Genomic DNA, 18,692 nt, shown 5'->3' with positions numbered 1-18,692 from the left:
GGAGCGGCCGATGCGCGACATCATGGGCATGATGGGCAAGGTCAAGGAAATGCAGGCCAAGATGGAGCAGCTGCAGGAGGAGATCGCGGCCCTCACCGTGGACGGCACCTCCGGCGCCGGGCTGGTTACGGTCACGCTCGACGGCAAGGGCGGCATGCGCGGCCTGAAGGTCGATCCCTCGCTCTTCAAGGAAGACGACGTGGAGATCCTCGAGGATCTCATCGTCGCCGCCCACAAGGACGCCAAGGACAAGGCCGAGGCGCTGGCCGCCGAAAAGACCAAAGCGCTGACCGCCGGCCTGCCGATCCCCCCGGGCTTCAAGCTGCCGTTTTGACCCCTTCTTCGTGGGTCAGGAGTCCGCCAGCCTCGGTCAGCTTTGCGGCGGAGTGGCCGCCGGCTCGACGGGCGGCGCAGCGGCGCTGGTTTCCATGCTGGCGGTGATGCGCAGGTTGGCCTTCTGCGTGGTGGCGCTCGCCTCCGCCTCCTTGGGGATCTTTGCGCCGATCGCCGCGGCCTTCTCCGCGAATGCCTTCAACCTGTCGCGCGTCACCATCGGCCGGTCGACGAAGGCCGTGGGCTGATATGAGGTCAGGATGGTCGCGTAATCCATGACATCCGCGTCCAGGTCGTTGAGTTCCGGCCCTGGCCCGGCCTTGTAGCGCTCATGAAGCTTCTTCAGCGACTGCGCCAGTGTCGGCAGCGCCGTGGCGGCACGTCGCCAGCGATGCTCGTTGAAGTCGAAGTTCTGTCTGATCGCATCACCCGCATCCTTGCCGAGGCGGGTCAGGGTGCCGATGATCTCGTCGTCCATGTCGAGGTTCAGGCCGCCCTCCTTCTTGTCGTCGAGCCTGATTTCCACGATGCGCTCGCTGTAGCCGTGCAACTGGCTCTGCAGCGTGTCCTGCCAGTTGCGCGCCGTGGACAGGATCGCGGAGACGAAGTCGAAGAGCCCGCCGACCGGCAGGATAGGTGTCCGGTCGATATCGTCGGCCCCGGTCTCCTTCGTGTTCGGCATGTAGACCCGGCCGTCGTGTCGCTTGGAGTCGTAGCTCGCCAGCGAGATGCCGAACGTCGGGCGACCCGGCAGAAGGCTGTCGAAAAGGTGGATCGGAAAGTTGCTGGTGATCCCGCCATCCGAAAACAGGCAACGGACCGGCGCCAGCTGCAATTTCTCACCGCTCGACAGCAGCGACCGATCGTACCGGTAAAGCGGCACGGCGCGAATGAGGCCGGGGAAGCTGAGGCTCATCCGGGCGATCATGGCCACCGGAAGCGCCTTCTTGTTCGGAAGCCGGTAGAAGTCGCGCGCGCCGCCATAGGCGACGACAGGAAGTTCGCTGCCGACCCGCAGCAGATAATCCATGATCCACTTCGGAAACAGCAGTTCGAATTCCGACTTCCGGAAACAGAACACGTCGGAGCCGAAGGGCAGCTCGTAGGGGCGGCGTGAGGAGAGGTCGGTGGTGACGCTCACCACCTGGATACCTTCCTCGTCCAGATCGCCGATCGTCAGCGGATCGTTCGCCGTGGTTCGTCCGGCGACGGCCTGGATTTCGTCGGCGATCCAGTCCGTGAAGCCGGGCTTCAGGTTTCCCGGTTGGGTAAGACCGCTGCATAGGCCGAAATCATGTTGCGGAAGCGTGATGGCCACGGCCTTGTATAGCGAATAGCCAACCATGATGGCGGCGCCGGTCAGCGCCAGCAGAAGTCCCAGTAGCAATCCCGCGATGCTCTCGGTCGCGATCGAGACCGCCATCACCAGCAGCCCCAGGACGGCGCCCTTCAGCGTCTCCTGCCGGAAACCCCAGAAGGTATGGCGCAGCACCGCCAAGGCCTTGCTGCCCCGTGTGCGGACGGCGGCCATGCCGATGTCGAACAGTGGCCTGGTCTCCGGCGTCGGCTGGAAGAAAGTCGGAAGGTTTCCCGCAAGCACGGACGGCATGGCGGCGATCCGGTCGAAGCCTGCGCCCTGCTTCGCCGGTTCGTCTATGTTCTTCCTGCGCCTGTATTCCGCCGCCGCGGCCATGACGGCGCCAATCGCGCCTGCGGACGTGCCGCCTATGCAGACGAAGCGGTACTCGCGGGCAAGTTCGCAGATGGCCTGCGGGAAGACGACGCCCGAAGTGATGCCGCCCTTCATGATCAGGTCGCATTTCTTCGGCGGATTGGCAAAGGGGTGTACTGCGCTGCTGTCGACCATGCGGCTTCTCCTGATCGGGGCTGCTGGCTACCATCGATTGCGCGCGCCCATGATACACCTTGGCGTCCGCTAGTCCATCAGCATGCTGGAATATGCCGTCCTTGCCTTCCCGGGTGCCTGCATCGCTACGCCGATGCAAACGGCGGCTATTTTCATCGGGCGTACATGCCTTCCCGGTTTCCGTTCGCGGCGGATATGGGGTAGAAACCGGCCATGGCAAAACGAGTCACCGGCCCCGAAATCGAAAAACTCATCCAGCTTTTGGCAAAGGTGCCGGGGCTCGGGCCCCGTTCGGCCCGCCGCGCCGCGCTTCATCTCGTCAAGAAGAAGGATCAGTTGCTCGGGCCGCTGGCGGACGCGATGGGCGAGGCGCATCGCAAGGTGCGTATCTGCTCCTGTTGCGGCAATGTCGATACCATCGATCCCTGCACGGTCTGCATCGACGAGCGCCGCGACCGGTCGGTGATCATCGTTGTCGAGGACGTCTCCGACCTCTGGGCGCTCGAGCGCGCGGGCGCCATGAACGCCGCCTATCACGTGCTCGGCGGGACGCTCTCTCCGCTCGATGGTGTCGGCCCGGAGGACCTCAATATCCGTGGCCTGATCAACCGCGTCACCGGAGGCGGCGTGCGCGAGTTGATCATCGCCGTCAACGCCACCGTCGAGGGCCAGACCACGGCCCACTACATCACCGACCAGCTCCAGGGGCTGGACGTCAGGATCACCCGCCTCGCCCACGGCGTGCCCGTCGGCGGTGAGCTCGATTATCTCGACGAGGGCACCCTGACCGCGGCGCTGCGTGCCCGCACGACGATTTGAGGAAGAAAAATGCGGCATGATACCCCCCTCGATCACTTCGTGACATCTTCCTCTCAGAGGGGGAGATCAGATGGTGTGCCGGGCGCCCGCTTTCTGCCGATCTCTTCCCTGGAGGGGGAGATGCCTGGCAAGGCAGAGGGAGGTATGCTTCGCCGGTCCGCCATCGCCACAGTCCTCCTGCTCATCGCCCTTCTCCCTCTCCCCGCCGCCGCCCAGAGCAAGCCGGATGTCGAACGCCAGTTCCAGGCGTGGCTGCAGAACGACCTCTGGCCGGAGGCCTCGAAATCGGGCGTGTCGCAGAAGGCCTTCGATGCCGCCTTCGACGGCATCCGCCTGAACTGGGACCTTCCGGATCTGGTGCCGCCCGGCTCGACGCCGAAGAAGGAGCAGAAGCAGAGCCAGGCGGAGTTTTCGTCGCCGGGGGCCTATTTCTCCGAAAAGCGGCTGCAGGGCCTCGCTGCCTCCGGGCGCACGCTCGCCAAGTCCCATGCCGGCACGCTGCGCAAGGTCGAGCAGGCCTATGGCGTTCCCGGCGAGGTCATCCTCGCCATCTGGGGCCGTGAATCCGGCTACGGCCGCGCCGACATCCCCCATCCCGCGATCGAAGTGCTGGCGACCAAGGCCTTCATGTCCACCCGCAAGGACATGTTCCGGCGCGAGCTCGTCGCCGCCCTGCACATCGTCGATGGCGGAGACCGCACGCCCGCGCAGCTCAAGGGATCCTGGGCCGGTGCCATGGGCCAGCCGCAGTTCATGCCGACGAGCTACCTGAAATATGCCGTCGATTTCGACGGCGACGGCGTCCGCGACATCTGGGATTCGGTGCCCGACAGCCTGGCCTCCATCGCCAACTACCTGCGCAAGAAGGGCTGGGAAGCCGGCCGGGGCTGGGGCTACGAAGTGCGCATTCCGGATGGCGTTTCCTGCGCGCAGGAGGGGCCGGATCTGGCAAGGCCGATCGGCAAATGGTCGTCCAGGGGTATCGAGCGCGTCTCCGGCAAGGCGTTTCCGAAGGCGGAGGCCGGCGCCTCGGGCATGATGCTGGTGCCGGCAGGCACGCACGGCCCGGAATTCATCGTCACGCCCAACTTCTATGTGATCAAGGAATACAACAACTCCGACCTCTACGCGCTCTTCATCGGCAACCTCGCCGATCGCATCGCCTACGGCAGCGGCGCGTTTTCCGGCAAGTGGGGCGATGTCGGCAAGATGCTACGCTCCGATGTCCTCGCCATGCAGAAGGCGCTCGTCGCCAAGGGCTACGACGTCGGCAAGGTCGACGGCCTGCCGGGCTACAAGACCCGCCGGTCGCTGGGCGACTGGCAGGAAAAGTCCGGCCTGAAGCCGACCTGCTACCCGGATGCGTCGCTGAAGGCGAAGCTGCGCTGAGGCAGGCTCCGGGTGGCAGGCAATTCCGTGCGAGCCCCGTGGCGTCCGCCAAGATGACGGCGTTCAGCCGCCTGATTTAGCGGTCGGTACGCCGCGGACCCCGCATCTCAGTGGTGCATGTCCATCTGCTTGTAGCGCTCGTATTCGGTCGGCAGGATCGTCTGGCGCTCGATCATCCGGTGGACCCGCGGCGCCTCGATCCCGCGGTGCAGCGCGCGCAGCAGGTCGCCGTTCTCGGCATCCGCCTGGGTCCGTCGCTGGTTGTGACGGACGTATTCGATCCAGGTCGGCACGTGGTAGGTCTCGGTCCAGATCGTCGGGTTCTCCAGGTCGCGCATCAGCGTCCACTGGCCTGCCCCGTCGCGGATGCGGATGCGCCGGCGTTCCGTCATCGCCGTCAGGAAGGTCGATATGTCTTCCTCGGCGATCTCGTAGTCGATCAGGATGACGATCGGTCCGCTGCGCGGCTTGAGGTCGAGCGGCAGGAGCGGTTCGCTGAAGCGGTTGAGGGGATCGAGGTTCAGCGATTCGAACTGCGGCAGCCCGTAGCGCAGGCCGAGTGCGCCGCCGGCGAGCATCGCCGCGGCAGCCCACAGCAGCGCATTGACGGCGCCCTGCATGTCCGCCACGGTGCCCCAGAGCCAGCTGCCGCCGGCGATGCCGCCGAAGGTCGTGGTCTGGTAGAGCGACAGCGCCCGCGCCACGACCCAGCGCGGCGTCGAAAGCTGCACCGTCGTGTTGAACAACGACAGCGCCAGCACCCAGCAGGCGCCCGCCAGAAACAAGGCGGGGCCGGTGATCGCGGCATGGCCGCTGACGGCGGTGATGACCGCGCTCGCGGCAAAGCCGGCGAAGGCGAAGCGCACGATCGTCTCGCTGGAAAACCGCTCACGCGCCCACGCGCTCCCCAGTGCCCCGCCGATCGCGCCGACCCCGAAACAGCCGAGCAGGACGCCGTAGGTCAGCGGCCCGCCGGCGACCAGGTCGCGCGCCACCAGCGGCAGCAGCGCGAGGATGGCGCTGGACGAAAGCCCGAAGGCGAAGCCGCGCAGCATCACCTTGCCGATGTTGGGCGACATCGACACGTAGCGCAAACCGGCCGAGATGGCCCGCCCGAAGCTCTCCCGCGGCAGCGGATTCGCCGGCACGACCGGCTTCCAGCGCAGCAGCGCGAAGATCAGCGCGAAGTAGCTGCAGGCATTGGCGGCGAAGGCCGCTGCCGCGCCCGCCGCCGCCACGATCGCGCCACCGACCGCAGGGCCGACGCTGCGGGTGAGGTTGAAGCCCATCGAGTTCAGCGCGACGGCCGCCGGCAGGTCTTCGCGTGGAACCATGTCGCCGACCGAGGCCTGCCAGGCCGGGTTGTTCAACGCCGTGCCGCAGCCGATGAGAAACGTGAAGGACAGGAGCAGCCAGGGCGTGATCAGCCCGTACCAGGCGCAGAGCGTCAGCGTGACGGAGACGACCAGCATGAAACACTGGGCGGAAAGCATGATGCGGCGACGGTCGAAACTGTCGGCCAGCGCGCCTGAAGCGAGCGAGAACAGCATGATCGGCAGCGAGGTCGAGGCCTGGACCAGCGCAACCATGTTGGCCGAGCTCGAGATCGAGGCCATCATCCAGGCCGCCCCGACGGACTGGACCAGGGCGCCGAAGTTGGAGACGAGGCTCGCCCCCCAGATGAGCCGGAAGGTGTCGTGCCTGAAGGGCGCAAGCGGGGATTTGCGATCGGGCACTGTTCAGTCTCGCGTTCTTGTTATCGTTCGCGAGACAAGATAGCGAGGTGAGGGCAGGCGGCAAGGAAAACCCGAAAGCCCGGTCCAATTTTTCCGCCCCCCGGGGGCCGCCGGCCCACTGCCGACCCACTGCCGGCCCTGGCGATCTTGCAAAGACCGGCGAAGGCGTATATATCAGCGTCAAATTCTTGATCGGTTTGATGAAGAGTGGGCCCGCACCGGACCCGCTCTTTTTTATTGGCCCGGTCGGGCGCATGATGAACGATGCTCTGGAGACCGGCCGTTCCCGGCAACGGTTTTTCGGGCCTTTGCGCCGCATGATCCCCTTGTCAGGAGGGCACAGGCGGCGAGGGAAGTGGCGATGACGGAACATGAAAACGAACCGCGGTTGATCGTCGAAACCGGTCTCGACCGGCGCGTGGCCGAGATCATCGAGCCGACGATCGAACAGATCGGCTATCGTCTGGTGCGTGTTCGCCTGTCCGCGCAGAACGGCATGACGCTGCAGATCATGTGCGAGCGCAACGATGGCACGATGACGGTCGAGGACTGCGAAGCCGTCTCCATGGCGATCTCGCCGGTCCTCGACGTTGAGGATCCGGTCGACAAGGCGTATCATCTCGAGGTGTCGTCGCCCGGCATCGATCGGCCGATGGTCCGCAGATCGGACTTTTCCCGCTGGCAGGGGCACCTCGTCAAATGCGAGACGTCGATCCTGATCGACGGCCGCAAGCGCTTCCGCGGCAAGATCGCTTCCGCCGATGCCGATGGCTTCACGGTCGAGCGCGACCAGCCCGCCTACGGCGAGGAGCCGACCGTCGCGATCCCGTTTTCGGCGCTGGCCGAGGCGAAGCTGATCCTGACCGACGACCTGATCCGCGACGCCCTGCGCGCCGACAAGGCGGCAAAGGCGCAGGCGGCGAACCAGAACGACGAGGACGTCGAATAGCATATTGAGTGCGCCGCCTTCCGGGCCGGATGCCCCGGAGGAAGGTGGCGTAGAGGATGGAACCGGAGCGGCAGGCCGCTCCCCATCGCCGGCAAAACCACCGGCGTGACAACGGAGACTTGAGACAATGGCAGTCAGTGCTAACCGGCTCGAACTTCTGCAGATCGCGGATGCCGTGGCCCGCGAAAAGGTCATCGATCGCGAAATCGTTCTGGCCGCGATGGCCGACGCCATCCAGAAGGCGGCGCGCTCGCGCTACGGTTCGGAATCGAACATCCGCGCCGACATTAATTCCAAGACCGGCGAGATCCGCCTCCAGCGCCTGCTGGAAGTCGTCGAGCAAGCCGAGGACTATTCCACCCAGATCCCGCTGGAACTGGCGCGCGATCGCAACCCCGACGCCAAGATCGGCGACTTCATGGCCGATCCGCTGCCGCCGATGGATTTCGGCCGCATCGCCGCCCAGTCGGCCAAGCAGGTGATCGTGCAGAAGGTTCGCGAGGCCGAGCGCGACCGTCAGTTCGACGAATACAAGGACCGCGTCGGCGAGATCGTCAACGGCACCGTCAAGCGCGTGGAGTATGGCAACGTCATCGTCGACCTCGGCCGTGGCGAAGGCATCATCCGCCGCGACGAGATGATCCCGCGCGAGAACATGCGCTACGGCGACCGCGTCCGGTCCTATGTCTACGACGTCCGTCGCGAACAGCGCGGCCCGCAGATCTTCCTGTCGCGCACCCATCCGCAGTTCATGGTCAAGCTCTTCACCATGGAAGTGCCGGAAATCTACGACGGCATCATCCAGATCAAGTCGGTCGCCCGCGACCCGGGTTCGCGCGCCAAGATCGCCGTGATCTCGAATGACAGTTCGATCGATCCGGTCGGCGCCTGCGTCGGTATGCGCGGTTCGCGCGTCCAGGCAGTCGTCGGCGAACTGCAGGGCGAGAAGATCGACATCATTCCGTGGAGCCAGGATCCGGCCTCCTTCATCGTCAACGCGCTGCAGCCGGCCGAAGTCGCCAAGGTCGTTCTCGACGAGGATGCCGAGCGCATCGAAGTCGTCGTTCCCGACGAACAGCTGTCGCTGGCGATCGGCCGCCGCGGCCAGAACGTCCGCCTCGCCTCGCAGCTGACCGGCTGGGATATCGATATCCTCACCGAGCAGGAAGAAAGCGAGCGCCGCCAGAAGGAATTCAACGAGCGCACCAACCTCTTCATGGACTCGCTTGACGTCGACGAGATGGTCGGCCAGGTGCTTGCCTCCGAGGGCTTCGCGGCCATCGAGGAACTGGCCTATGTCGATCTCGACGAGATCGCCTCGATCGACGGTTTCGACGAAGACACGGCAACGGAAATCCAGACCCGCGCCCGCGAGTTCCTCGACCGTCTCGAAGCCGAGATGGATGCCAAGCGCAAGGAACTGGGCGTCGCCGACGAACTGCGCCAGATCGACGGCATGACCTCGCAGATGATGGTCGCCCTCGGCGAGGACGGCATCAAGACGATCGAGGACTTCGCCGGCTGCGCTGCCGACGATCTGGTCGGCTGGTCGGAGCGCAAGGACGGCGAGACCAAGAAGTTCGAGGGCCTGTTCTCGAAGTTGGAAGTTTCCCGCGCGGAGGCCGAGGCCATGATCGTCCAGGCGCGGCTTGCCGCCGGCTGGATCACCGAGGAAGACCTCGCAGTCCAGGACGCCCCGGTGGAAGTGGTGGAAGGCGCGGAGCAGGACGCCTGATCGGCGTCCTCTCCTGAAGATCAGCAGCAGCCGGAGAAACCGTTGCCCGCAAACGTGAAGAAGGACGACGGCGAGAACGGCCGCATGTGCATCGTGACCCGCGCGAGCGGCGATCCTGACATGCTTATCCGTTTCGTCGCCGGTCCGGACGGCAGCATCGTGCCCGACCTGAAGCGTCAGCTTCCGGGCCGTGGATGCTGGGTCAAGGCCGAGCGCGCGCTGGTGGACAAGGCCGTGGCGAAGAAGGCCTTCGCGCGCGCCCTGAAGGCGGATGTAAAGGCCTCTGCGGAACTTGGCGCGGAGGTCGATCGTCTGCTCGTCGTGCAGCTTGCGGGCATGATGAACCTGGCGCGCAAGGCCGGCCAGTTCGTCACCGGCAGCATGAACGTCGACAAGGCGGTACGTGCCGGCGCGGCACTCTTCGTCTTCCACGCGGGTGACGCTGCGGCAGACGGGATACGCAAGATCGATCAGGCGCGCCGGGCCTACATGTTCGCCGCCGACGAGGAAGCCGAGATTCCTTCCATGCGCTTCCTCACCGCGGCGGAAATGGAGGGCCTTTTGGGCCAGAATGCTTTTATCCATGCCGCAGCGCTTGCAGGGCAGGCGGGTGAAGGTGTAGTGAAGCGCGCAATCATGCTCGAAAAGTACCGTGGCGATGGCTCGGTCCGGGCGCAAGGCGACGCTCGCCAGCCAAAGCAATGACGCGGGTGACCGGCCGAAACCGGCATCAAGCGCGTCGAGCGACAAGAATTGAACGACAGGGTCTGCTGATACGCATCCGGCCCTGATCCAACGGAACGGATACGGAATGACCGAAAACAATGACGACAAGACGATCAGCGTAGCGGGCAAGAAGACGCTGACCCTGAAGCCTTCCGGGGTTCAGCAGGGTACAGTGCGTCAGGACATGGGACGTGGCCGCACGAAGGCCGTCGTGGTCGAGACCCGCAAACGCCGTCCGTCGCGTCCCGAGGACGAGCGGCCGCCGGTCCAGCCGGTGACGCCGGCGCCGCGCGTTGCCGAGCAGGCCCCCGTGCGCCAGCAGCCGTCCCCGCCGCCGCGCCAGGAGCCGCAGCGTCCGCGCGTCGGCGTCGTCCTGAACCAGCTTTCGCCGGACGAGATCGAGGCCCGCCGTCGCGCGCTTGCCGATGCGCAGGTTCGCGAGGTCGAGGATGCTCGCCGCCGCGCCGAGGAGGAAGCCCGCCGCAAGGTCGAGGAAGAAGCCCGCCGCAAGGCCGAGGAAGAGGCCCGCGTGCAGCGCGAGGCCGAAGAGGCCGAGCGCCGTGCGGCCGCCATCGCCCGTGGCGAGCCCGAGGTGCCCGAACCGGTGGCAGCGGAAGCGCCCGTGGCGCAGCCTGCAGCCGCAGCAGCGCCTGCTGCCCCTGCCGCACGCACGGCTCCGGCCGCTGCGACCCCGGTTCCGCCCGCAGGTCTTCGCGGCCGCCGGCCCGAGGCAGAGGAAGAAAGTGCTCGTCCGCGCGGCGGACCCTCCGGTCCTGCACGCGGCAAGGTCACGCGCCCCGAACCCGCCAAGGTTCCCGCTCGTCCCAAGGCCGACGACGGTCGTCGCCAGGGCAAGCTGACGCTGACGACGGTATCGACCGACGAGGACGGCACGCAGCGCGGCCGTTCGCTGTCGGCCATGCGCCGCCGTCAGGAAAAGTTCAAGCGTTCCATGATGCAGGAGACCCGCGAGAAGATCTCGCGCGAAGTCGTCCTGCCGGAAACCATCACGATTCAGGAACTGTCGCAGCGCATGTCCGAACGCGCCGTCGACGTCATCAAGTACCTGATGAAGGAAGGCCAGATGATGAAGCCGGGCGATCTGATCGATGCCGACCTGGCCGAGCTCATCGCCGGCGAATTCGGCCACACGGTCAAGCGCGTTTCGGAATCCGACGTCGAGGAAGGCATTTTCAATGTCACCGACGTCGATGCCGAAATGGTGTCGCGTCCGCCGATCGTCACCATCATGGGCCACGTCGACCACGGCAAGACGTCGCTGCTCGACGCCATCCGTCATGCCAACGTGGTCGCCGGCGAAGCCGGTGGCATCACCCAGCATATCGGCGCCTATCAGGTCGAGCAGGACGGCAACAAGATCACCTTCATCGACACCCCCGGCCACGCAGCATTCACCGCAATGCGTGCCCGCGGTGCGCAGGCGACCGACATTGCGATCCTGGTGGTTGCCGCCGACGACAGCGTGATGCCGCAGACGATCGAGTCCATCAACCACGCCAAGGCGGCCGGCGTGCCGATCATCGTGGCGATCAACAAGATCGACAAGCCGTCGGCCGACGTGCAGAGGGTGCGCACGCAGCTTCTGCAGCACGAGGTGTTTGTCGAATCCATGGGCGGTGAAGTCCTCGACGTGGAAGTATCGGCCAAGAACGGCACCAACCTCGACAAGTTGCTCGAGGCGATCCTGCTGCAGGCGGAAATCCTTGATCTCAAGGCCAATTCCAACCGCACGGCCGAAGGTGTCGTCGTCGAAGCCGAACTGGACCGCGGTCGTGGTGCCGTCGCCACCGTGCTCGTCCAGAAGGGTACGCTGACGCCGGGCCAGATCATCGTCGCCGGCGACCAGTGGGGCCGCGTGCGTGCGCTTGTCAACGACAAGGGCGAGCATGTGAAGTCCGCAGGTCCGTCGACGCCGGTCGAGGTTCTCGGCCTTTCCGGAACGCCGGCTGCCGGCGACAGGTTCGCCGTGGTCGAGAACGAAAGCCGCGCCCGCGAGATCTCCGAGTATCGCCAGCGTCTCGCCCGCGAGAAGCAGGTGGCGCGCCAGTCCGGTTCGCGCGGCTCGCTCGAGCAGATGATGACCCAGTTGCAGACCTCCGGCATGAAGGAGTTTCCGCTGGTCATCAAGGGTGACGTGCAGGGCTCGATCGAGGCGATCACCGGTGCGCTCGAAAAGCTCGGCACCGACGAGGTGCGTGCCCGCATCGTCCATTCGGGCGCCGGCGGCATCACCGAGTCCGACATCTCGCTCGCCGAAGCGTCGAACGCGGCCATCATCGGCTTCAACGTCCGCGCCAACGCGCAAGCCCGCAGCCTCTCCGAGCGCGAGGGCATCGAGATCCGCTACTACAACATCATCTACGACCTGGTGGATGACGTGAAGGCGGCCATGTCGGGCCTGCTCTCGCCGGAACGTCGCGAAACCTTCCTCGGCAACGCCGAGATCCTGGAGGTGTTCAACATCACCAAGGTCGGCAAGGTCGCAGGTTGCCGCGTCACCGAAGGCAAGGTCGAGCGTGGAGCGGGCGTCCGCCTCGTGCGCGACAACGTCGTCATCCACGAAGGCAAGCTCAAGACGCTCAAGCGCTTCAAGGACGAGGTCTCCGAAGTCCAGTCCGGCCAGGAGTGCGGCATGGCCTTCGAGAACTACGAAGACATCCGTGCCGGCGACACGATCGAGTGCTTCCGCGTGGAACACGTTACGCGCACGCTGTAACGGCTCGTTCAGGCAGTTGTCATGCGGGCGCCGGATGGTTCCGGCGCTCGCATTTTTTTGAAGGTACCGACAATGACCAGAGCAACCTCCTCGGCCCCCTCGCAGCGCATGCTGCGCGTCGGCGAACAGGTCCGCGCGGCAATCACCCAGGTCCTGCAGCGCGGCGAAATCCGCGATCCGCTGATCGAAAAGACCGTGATCTCGATTTCGGAAGTGCGCATGTCGCCCGACCTGAAGCACGCGACCGCCTTCGTCACGCCGCTCGGCGTGACCGATCACGAGGCCGTCATCGAGGCTTTGAACCGCAATGCGAAATTCATCCGCGGCAAGCTGGGCGGCCAGCTTCGACAGATGAAGTACATGCCCGACGTGCGCTTCCGCGACGATACCAGCTTCGACAATTACAAGAAGATCGACGAGCTCCTGCGCTCGCCCGAGGTCGCGCGCGACCTTGATGACACCGAACAAGAATAACAGAAGAACCGATGTCCAAACCCCGCAAACCCAAGGGCCGCCCGGTATCCGGCTGGCTGATCCTCGACAAGCCGTTCGATTTCGGCTCCACGGAGGCAGTCTCCAAGATCAAGTGGCTGTTCAAGGCCCAGAAGGCCGGACATGCCGGTACGCTCGATCCGCTCGCTTCCGGCATGCTGCCGATTGCGCTGGGCGACGCGACCAAGACCGTGCCCTATGTCATGGACGGGCGAAAGATCTATGAATTCACCATCACCTGGGGCGAGGAACGCTCGACCGACGACCTCGAGGGCGAGGTGACCCGCTCCTCCGACAAGCGCCCGGACGAGGACGAGATCAAGGCGCTGCTGCCCGGCTATACCGGCGTGATCCAGCAGGTGCCGCCGCAGTTCTCCGCCATCAAGATCGATGGCGAGCGCGCCTATGACATCGCCCGCGACGGCGAGACGGTCGAGATCCCCTCGCGCGAGGTGCAGATCCATCGCCTGACCCTTCTCGGCTGCCCGGATGCGAACGCCGCCCGGTTCGAGGTCGAATGCGGCAAGGGCACCTATGTGCGCGCGCTGGCCCGCGATTTCGGCCGCGAGCTCGGCTGCTTCGGCCATATTTCCGAACTGCGCCGCACCTATGTCGCTCCCTTCGACGAGGACACGATGGTGCCCTTGTCCGACCTGACCGCGCTGGAGGAGATCGCCGACGAGGCGGAACGGCTCGCAGCGCTCGATGCCTTCCTGATCGATACCGGCGAAGCGTTGTCCAACCTGCCGCAGATCGTCGTCAGCGACGACCAGGCCCATCGCCTGCGCATGGGCAATCCGATCATCCTGCGCGGTCGCGATGCGCCCGTTTCCGCAGACGAGGCCTATGCTACGGCACGCGGCAAGCTGGTCGCGATCGGAGAGGTCGGCGGCGGCGAATTCCGTCCCAAGCGCGTGTTTGCCGGCTAACGATACCGGCGTCGAAAGCGCCGGACGATGCCGCTATCCACGCCACCGGGTGACCAAATTCGAACGGTACCGAACATTGATTGCTATGGCGGCTTGATTTCGCGCGCGCCCATGCGCTCAATGGGGCGATTGGATTGCCCGCCGGCCATCTGGGCGGGCGGGCGCCGGTTGCTCGACGAGGGGTGACGATCTTGGGCGCGAGGGAAACGATAAAGACGGCTGCGTCCGGCAAGGGCGGATCGGACTGGCGCAACCGCATGCGCCATCGGGTCGTCTTCTACCTGGTCTGGCTGATCCTGCTCGCCATCGTTCCCGCCTTCATTTTCGCCGCCATCGTCCTGAACCGCGCCAACGAGGCGCAGGAGCGCGTGCGCGAATCGCTCCTGCGAACCTCGACCGGCGCGGTCAGCCGGGTGGTGGAGCGCGAAGTCACCGCCATGCTTTCGACGCTCGCCTACTTCTCCTCCTCCGAACAACTGGAGCGCAACAACCTGCGCGGCGTCCAGGAACAGGCGGAGAAAGCACTGGCGGGCAGCAATTCCTATCTGCTGGTCATCGACCGTAATTATCGCCAGCTTCTGAACACCCGCGTGCCGTTCGGAACGCCGCTCGGCGAGACGTCGGATCGGGTGACCGCCGACAAGGCCTTCGCCAGTGGCGAGCCGGCCGTCTCCAACCTGTTCTTCGGGCAGACCGCGAAAAAATGGGTGTTCAACGTCCACATGCCGGTGAAGCTCTCAACCGGCGAACAGGTGCTCCTGACCCTGACCCAGAACGCCGAGAGCTTCACCAGCGTCGTCAACCGGGAGATCCTTTCGCCGGGCTGGAACGCGGCGGTGGTGGACGACGCCGGTGTCGTCATCGTTTCCACCGATGGGGCCGCCGCCACCGGCAGGCCGTTCTTCCTGCCGCTCGTTCCGGCGCTGCGGATCGGGCTCGCCAGCATTCGCCACGACAATACCGACTATCAGATCGTGACCGATTTCTCCGCGATCACCGGATGGCGCATCGTCGCCTGGGCGAAGGCGTCCGATGTGCAGGGGCCGGCCACGGCCTCCTTCGTCTGGCTGGCCGCAGGCGGCGCCGTCTTCGCCGGCCTGGCCGCGGGGGCTGCCATCCTGATCGCCAGGGTGCTCTCGCGCGACGTCAAGCTTCTCGCGCACGATGCGATGCGGCTTGGCAGGGGTGAAACCGTGCCGCCGCGCCGCCATGTCATCTCCGAGATCGACACCGTGTCGAGAGCGCTGTCGGAGGCAGCCGATGCCCGTGCCCGGGCGGAAAACGAGGTCCGCTTCCTGATGCGCGAGGTGGCGCACCGTTCGAAGAACCAGTTGACCGTGATCCAGGCCATGCTGAACCAGTCGGCCGGCACTGCCGAATCCGCCACCGTCTTCGCCGACGCCTTCCGCAAGCGCGTCGCCGGTCTTGCCCGCTCGACCGACCTGATGATCGCCAATGCGGCGCAAGGGGTGGAACTGACGGAACTGGCGGGCAACCAGCTGCAGCCGTTTACGCCCGATGACGCCGATCGCGTGCGTATTGCCGGCCCCTCGATCCGCCTCGACAGCCAGACGGCCCAGACGCTGGGCATGGCGCTGCACGAGCTTGCCACCAACGCCTCGAAATACGGTGCCTTTGCCAATGACCGCGGTACCGTGGATCTTTCCTGGTCGATCGACGCCGACCGGCTGGCGCTTGTCTGGCGCGAGCGCGGCGCGGATATCGAAGATCCTCCCGAGGGCCCGCAGCGCAAGGGCTTCGGCAGCCTCGTGCTGGAGCGCATGCTCGGCATGGCGCTGCAGGCGGAGCTGGAGCGGCTGATGCATGCCGACGGCATCGAATGGCGGGTCTGGATCCCGCTGTCGCAGCTCAGAAACGATCTCGCCCATCAGGACGATCCGGGCGGCGAAGGCTGAGGCAACGCAAGGTGCGAGGGCTGCAGGATGCACAAATTGACAGCCCTTTCCTTTCTCCATTGAATGGTTTATAGGCAGCGCCAGCATGCGGACCCGGTTCCGCCTGCCTTCATGGCCTTCGCTGGACGACATCCCGGCGATTGGCGACCCAAGTCCTCCATTTCAGAAAGGATCATCGATGTCGATCACTGCCGAGCGCAAGACTGCGCTGATCAAGGAATATGCAACCGTTGAAGGCGATACCGGTTCTCCGGAAGTCCAGGTCGCGATCCTCACCGAGCGCATCAACAACCTGACCGGCCATTTCAAGGACCACAAGAAGGACAACCACTCTCGTCGTGGCCTTCTGACGATGGTTTCCAGCCGCCGCTCGCTTCTTGATTATCTCAAGAAGAAGGACGAATCCCGCTACAGCAAGCTGATCGCTGCACTGGGCATCCGCCGCTAAGTTTTTCTGGCGGGCGTTCCTCACGGAGCGCCCGCCAGTCATTTTTGCGCGGGGCTTTTTTCCGCGCGAGACGTCCCGTCCGCGTTCCGCCGTTGGCGACCGGATAGGGACGCGACAATTTCCAGCAGGCCGGATGGGCCGGTTCTGCGGAACAACCGATGGCCTGTCATGGGGCAGGATTGCAGGATGCTTCAGGCGCTCGCCTGTGTCCGGCGTGGCGGGAAGCGCCATGGCCGGGTGGCGTGGCCAGGAAGTCGAAGCCTCCCGTTGTCTTGCCCATGATGCGTCATGAATGCGGATAGAGCCACCTGCGCCGACAAGGCGGCGGTGAGCGTCTCCGCAAACGTTAAGGACAAGACATGTTCGATACCCATACGGTTGAAATCGAATGGGCGGGTCGTCCGCTCAAGCTCGAGACCGGCAAGATCGCTCGCCAGGCTGACGGCGCCGTTCTCGCCACCTACGGCGAGACCGTGGTTCTCGCCACCGTCGTGTCGGCCAAGGCGCCGAAGGCGGGCCAGGACTTCTTCCCGCTCACCGTCAACTACCAGGAAAAGACCTACGCCGCCGGCAAGATCCCGGGCGGCTACTTCAAGCGCGAAGGCCGTCCGTCGGAAAAGGAAACCCTGGTTTCCCGCCTGATCGACCGTCCGATCCGCCCGCTCTTCCCGGAAGGCTACAAGAACGACACCCAGGTCGTCGTCACCGTTGTCCAGCACGACCTTGAGAACGATCCCGACGTCCTGTCGATGGTCGCAGCTTCCGCCGCGCTGACGCTTTCCGGCGTTCCCTTCATGGGCCCGGTCGGCGGCGCACGCGTCGGCTACATCAACGGCGAATACGTTCTGAACCCGCATCTCGACGAGATGGACGAATCGGTTCTCGACCTCGTCGTCGCCGGCACCCAGGACGCCGTCCTGATGGTGGAATCGGAAGCCAAGGAACTGAACGAAGACGTCATGCTCGGCGCCGTCATGTTCGGCCATAAGGGTTTCCAGCCGGTCATCGACGCGATCATCAAGCTCGCCGAAGTGGCTGCCAAGGAACCGCGTGACTTCACCCCGGAAGATCATTCGGAACTCGAAGCCGAAATGCTCGGCCTGGCCGAGACCGAACTGCGCGCTGCCTACAAGATCACCCAGAAGGCTGATCGCTACGCTGCCGTCGACGCCGTCAAGGCCAAGGTCAAGGCGCATTTCTTCCCCGAGGGCGTCGAGCCGAAGTACACCGCCGAAGTCATCGGCGCCGTCTTCAAGCACCTGCAGGCCAAGATCGTCCGCTGGAACATCCTCGACACCAAGAGCCGCATCGACGGCCGCGATCTCGATACGGTTCGCACGATCGTTTCCGAAGTCGGCATCCTGCCGCGCACCCACGGTTCGGCCCTGTTCACCCGCGGTGAAACGCAGGCAATCGTCGTCGCCACGCTTGGCACCGGCGAAGACGAGCAGTACGTCGACAGCCTGACCGGCATGTACAAGGAACGCTTCCTGCTCCATTACAACTTCCCGCCCTACTCGGTCGGTGAAACGGGCCGCATGGGCTCCCCGGGCCGCCGCGAAATCGGCCATGGCAAGCTCGCATGGCGCGCCATCCGTCCGATGCTGCCGACTGCCGACCAGTTCCCCTACACGCTGCGCGTCGTCTCCGAGATCACCGAGTCCAACGGCTCGTCCTCGATGGCAACCGTCTGCGGCACCTCGCTCGCCCTGATGGACGCAGGCGTTCCGCTGGCAAAGCCGGTCGCCGGTATCGCCATGGGCCTGATCCTCGAAGGCGACCGTTTCGCCGTTCTCTCCGACATTCTCGGTGACGAGGATCACCTCGGCGACATGGACTTCAAGGTCGCAGGCACAGCCGACGGCATCACCTCGCTGCAGATGGACATCAAGATCGCCGGGATCACCGAAGAGATCATGAAGGTCGCACTCAGCCAGGCACAGGGCGGCCGCAAGCACATCCTCGGCGAAATGGCCAGCGCCATCACCGAAGGCCGTTCGGAACTCGGCGAATTCGCGCCCCGCATCGAAGTGATGAACATCCCGGTCGACAAGATCCGCGAAGTCATCGGCTCGGGCGGCAAGGTCATCCGCGAGATCGTCGAAAAGACCGGCGCCAAGGTCAACATCGAAGACGACGGCACGATCAAGATCGCGTCGTCCTCGGCCAAGGAGATCGAAGCGGCCCGCAAGTGGATCCACTCGATCGTCGCAGAACCGGAAGTCGGCCAGATCTACGAGGGCACGGTCGTCAAGACCGCCGACTTCGGCGCCTTCGTCAACTTCTTCGGCCCGCGTGACGGCCTCGTGCACATCTCGCAGCTCGCTTCCGAGCGGGTCGCCAAGACCTCCGACGTCGTCAAGGAAGGCGACAAGGTCTGGGTCAAGCTGATGGGCTTCGACGAGCGCGGCAAGGTCCGCCTCTCCATGAAGGTCGTCGACCAGGCGACCGGCAAGGAACTGGCCGGCGAGAAGAAGAGCGACGGCGGCGAAGCTGCCGAGTAAGCTCTGACTTACCAATAAACGGGGCGCGGAGCGGTATGTTCCGCGCCCCTTTTCGTATCAGCACACGTTTTCCCATCGACGCGGGACCTGCCGCGCCAGCCCCCAAAGAGAT

Annotated in this window: 14 protein-coding genes; 12 read left to right on the top strand and 2 right to left on the bottom strand. The window is 65.1% G+C overall.

The features are described 5' to 3' along the window. Positions 1 to 10: 10 nt before the first annotated feature. A complete protein-coding gene (locus GGQ64_RS08300) occupies positions 11 to 334 on the top strand; it encodes a YbaB/EbfC family nucleoid-associated protein (RefSeq protein WP_183801978.1) in 324 nt (107 codons plus the stop codon). A 36-nt stretch (positions 335 to 370) separates the two neighbouring features. Here GGQ64_RS08300 and GGQ64_RS08295 read toward each other — a convergent pair whose 3' ends face one another. Next, the gene (locus GGQ64_RS08295; protein ID WP_183801974.1) at positions 371 to 2,200 is read right to left on the bottom strand and encodes a patatin-like phospholipase domain-containing protein; all 1,830 of its coding nucleotides are present in this window, start codon (positions 2,198 to 2,200) and stop codon (positions 371 to 373) included. 213 nt (positions 2,201 to 2,413) lie between these two features. On the opposite strand from GGQ64_RS08295, the gene recR reads away from it, so the two are divergent. Both recR and GGQ64_RS08285 read left to right on the top strand, forming a co-directional pair. After that, entirely contained in the window at positions 2,414 to 3,019 is a 606-nt protein-coding gene (gene recR, locus GGQ64_RS08290) for a recombination mediator RecR (RefSeq protein WP_183801971.1), read from the top strand. A gap of 144 nt (positions 3,020 to 3,163) precedes the next feature. Then, entirely contained in the window at positions 3,164 to 4,408 is a 1,245-nt protein-coding gene (locus tag GGQ64_RS08285; protein WP_183802605.1) for a lytic murein transglycosylase, read from the top strand. Between the two features lie 107 nt (positions 4,409 to 4,515). On the opposite strand, the gene GGQ64_RS08280 is transcribed toward GGQ64_RS08285, so the two are convergent. Beyond that, on the bottom strand, positions 4,516 to 6,144 hold the full coding sequence (locus GGQ64_RS08280) for an MFS transporter (RefSeq protein ID WP_183801968.1): 1,629 nt from the start codon (positions 6,142 to 6,144) through the stop codon (positions 4,516 to 4,518). A 361-nt stretch (positions 6,145 to 6,505) separates the two neighbouring features. Here GGQ64_RS08280 and rimP point away from each other — a divergent pair, with 361 nt between their 5' ends. From rimP to pnp, 9 genes are all read left to right on the top strand, one after another. Continuing rightward, positions 6,506 to 7,093, top strand: coding sequence for a ribosome maturation factor RimP (rimP, locus tag GGQ64_RS08275; protein ID WP_183801965.1), 588 nt, complete (start codon positions 6,506 to 6,508; stop codon positions 7,091 to 7,093). Positions 7,094 to 7,220: 127 nt separating this feature from the next. Then, the gene (gene nusA, locus GGQ64_RS08270) at positions 7,221 to 8,828 is read left to right on the top strand and encodes a transcription termination factor NusA (RefSeq protein ID WP_183801962.1); all 1,608 of its coding nucleotides are present in this window, start codon (positions 7,221 to 7,223) and stop codon (positions 8,826 to 8,828) included. Positions 8,829 to 8,870: 42 nt separating this feature from the next. Then, complete coding sequence (locus tag GGQ64_RS08265) at positions 8,871 to 9,533, top strand: RNA-binding protein (protein WP_281380509.1); 663 nt, start codon at positions 8,871 to 8,873, stop codon at positions 9,531 to 9,533. A gap of 106 nt (positions 9,534 to 9,639) precedes the next feature. Continuing rightward, positions 9,640 to 12,291: a translation initiation factor IF-2 gene (gene infB / locus GGQ64_RS08260; RefSeq protein WP_183801959.1), complete on the top strand. Its 2,652-nt coding sequence runs from the start codon at positions 9,640 to 9,642 to the stop codon at positions 12,289 to 12,291. 72 nt (positions 12,292 to 12,363) lie between these two features. Beyond that, on the top strand, positions 12,364 to 12,765 hold the full coding sequence (gene rbfA, locus GGQ64_RS08255) for a 30S ribosome-binding factor RbfA (protein ID WP_183801957.1): 402 nt from the start codon (positions 12,364 to 12,366) through the stop codon (positions 12,763 to 12,765). A gap of 11 nt (positions 12,766 to 12,776) precedes the next feature. Beyond that, complete coding sequence (gene truB / locus GGQ64_RS08250; RefSeq protein ID WP_183801954.1) at positions 12,777 to 13,712, top strand: tRNA pseudouridine(55) synthase TruB; 936 nt, start codon at positions 12,777 to 12,779, stop codon at positions 13,710 to 13,712. 191 nt (positions 13,713 to 13,903) lie between these two features. Further along, positions 13,904 to 15,628: a sensor histidine kinase gene (locus tag GGQ64_RS08245; protein WP_246422494.1), complete on the top strand. Its 1,725-nt coding sequence runs from the start codon at positions 13,904 to 13,906 to the stop codon at positions 15,626 to 15,628. Positions 15,629 to 15,806: 178 nt separating this feature from the next. Beyond that, positions 15,807 to 16,076 carry a 30S ribosomal protein S15 gene (rpsO, locus tag GGQ64_RS08240; protein ID WP_183801951.1) on the top strand — a complete coding sequence of 90 codons (270 nt, stop codon included), beginning with the start codon at positions 15,807 to 15,809 and terminating at the stop codon, positions 16,074 to 16,076. Positions 16,077 to 16,435: 359 nt separating this feature from the next. Next, complete coding sequence (gene pnp / locus GGQ64_RS08235) at positions 16,436 to 18,580, top strand: polyribonucleotide nucleotidyltransferase (protein WP_183801948.1); 2,145 nt, start codon at positions 16,436 to 16,438, stop codon at positions 18,578 to 18,580. The last annotated feature ends 112 nt before the right edge of the window (positions 18,581 to 18,692 follow it).

This window comes from Mycoplana azooxidifex, from assembly GCF_014196765.1.
GTDB classification, from domain to species: Bacteria; Pseudomonadota; Alphaproteobacteria; order Rhizobiales; family Rhizobiaceae; genus Mycoplana; species Mycoplana azooxidifex.
Note: the sequence above shows the minus strand (reverse complement) of the source record. Positions and strands in the feature narration are given on the sequence as shown.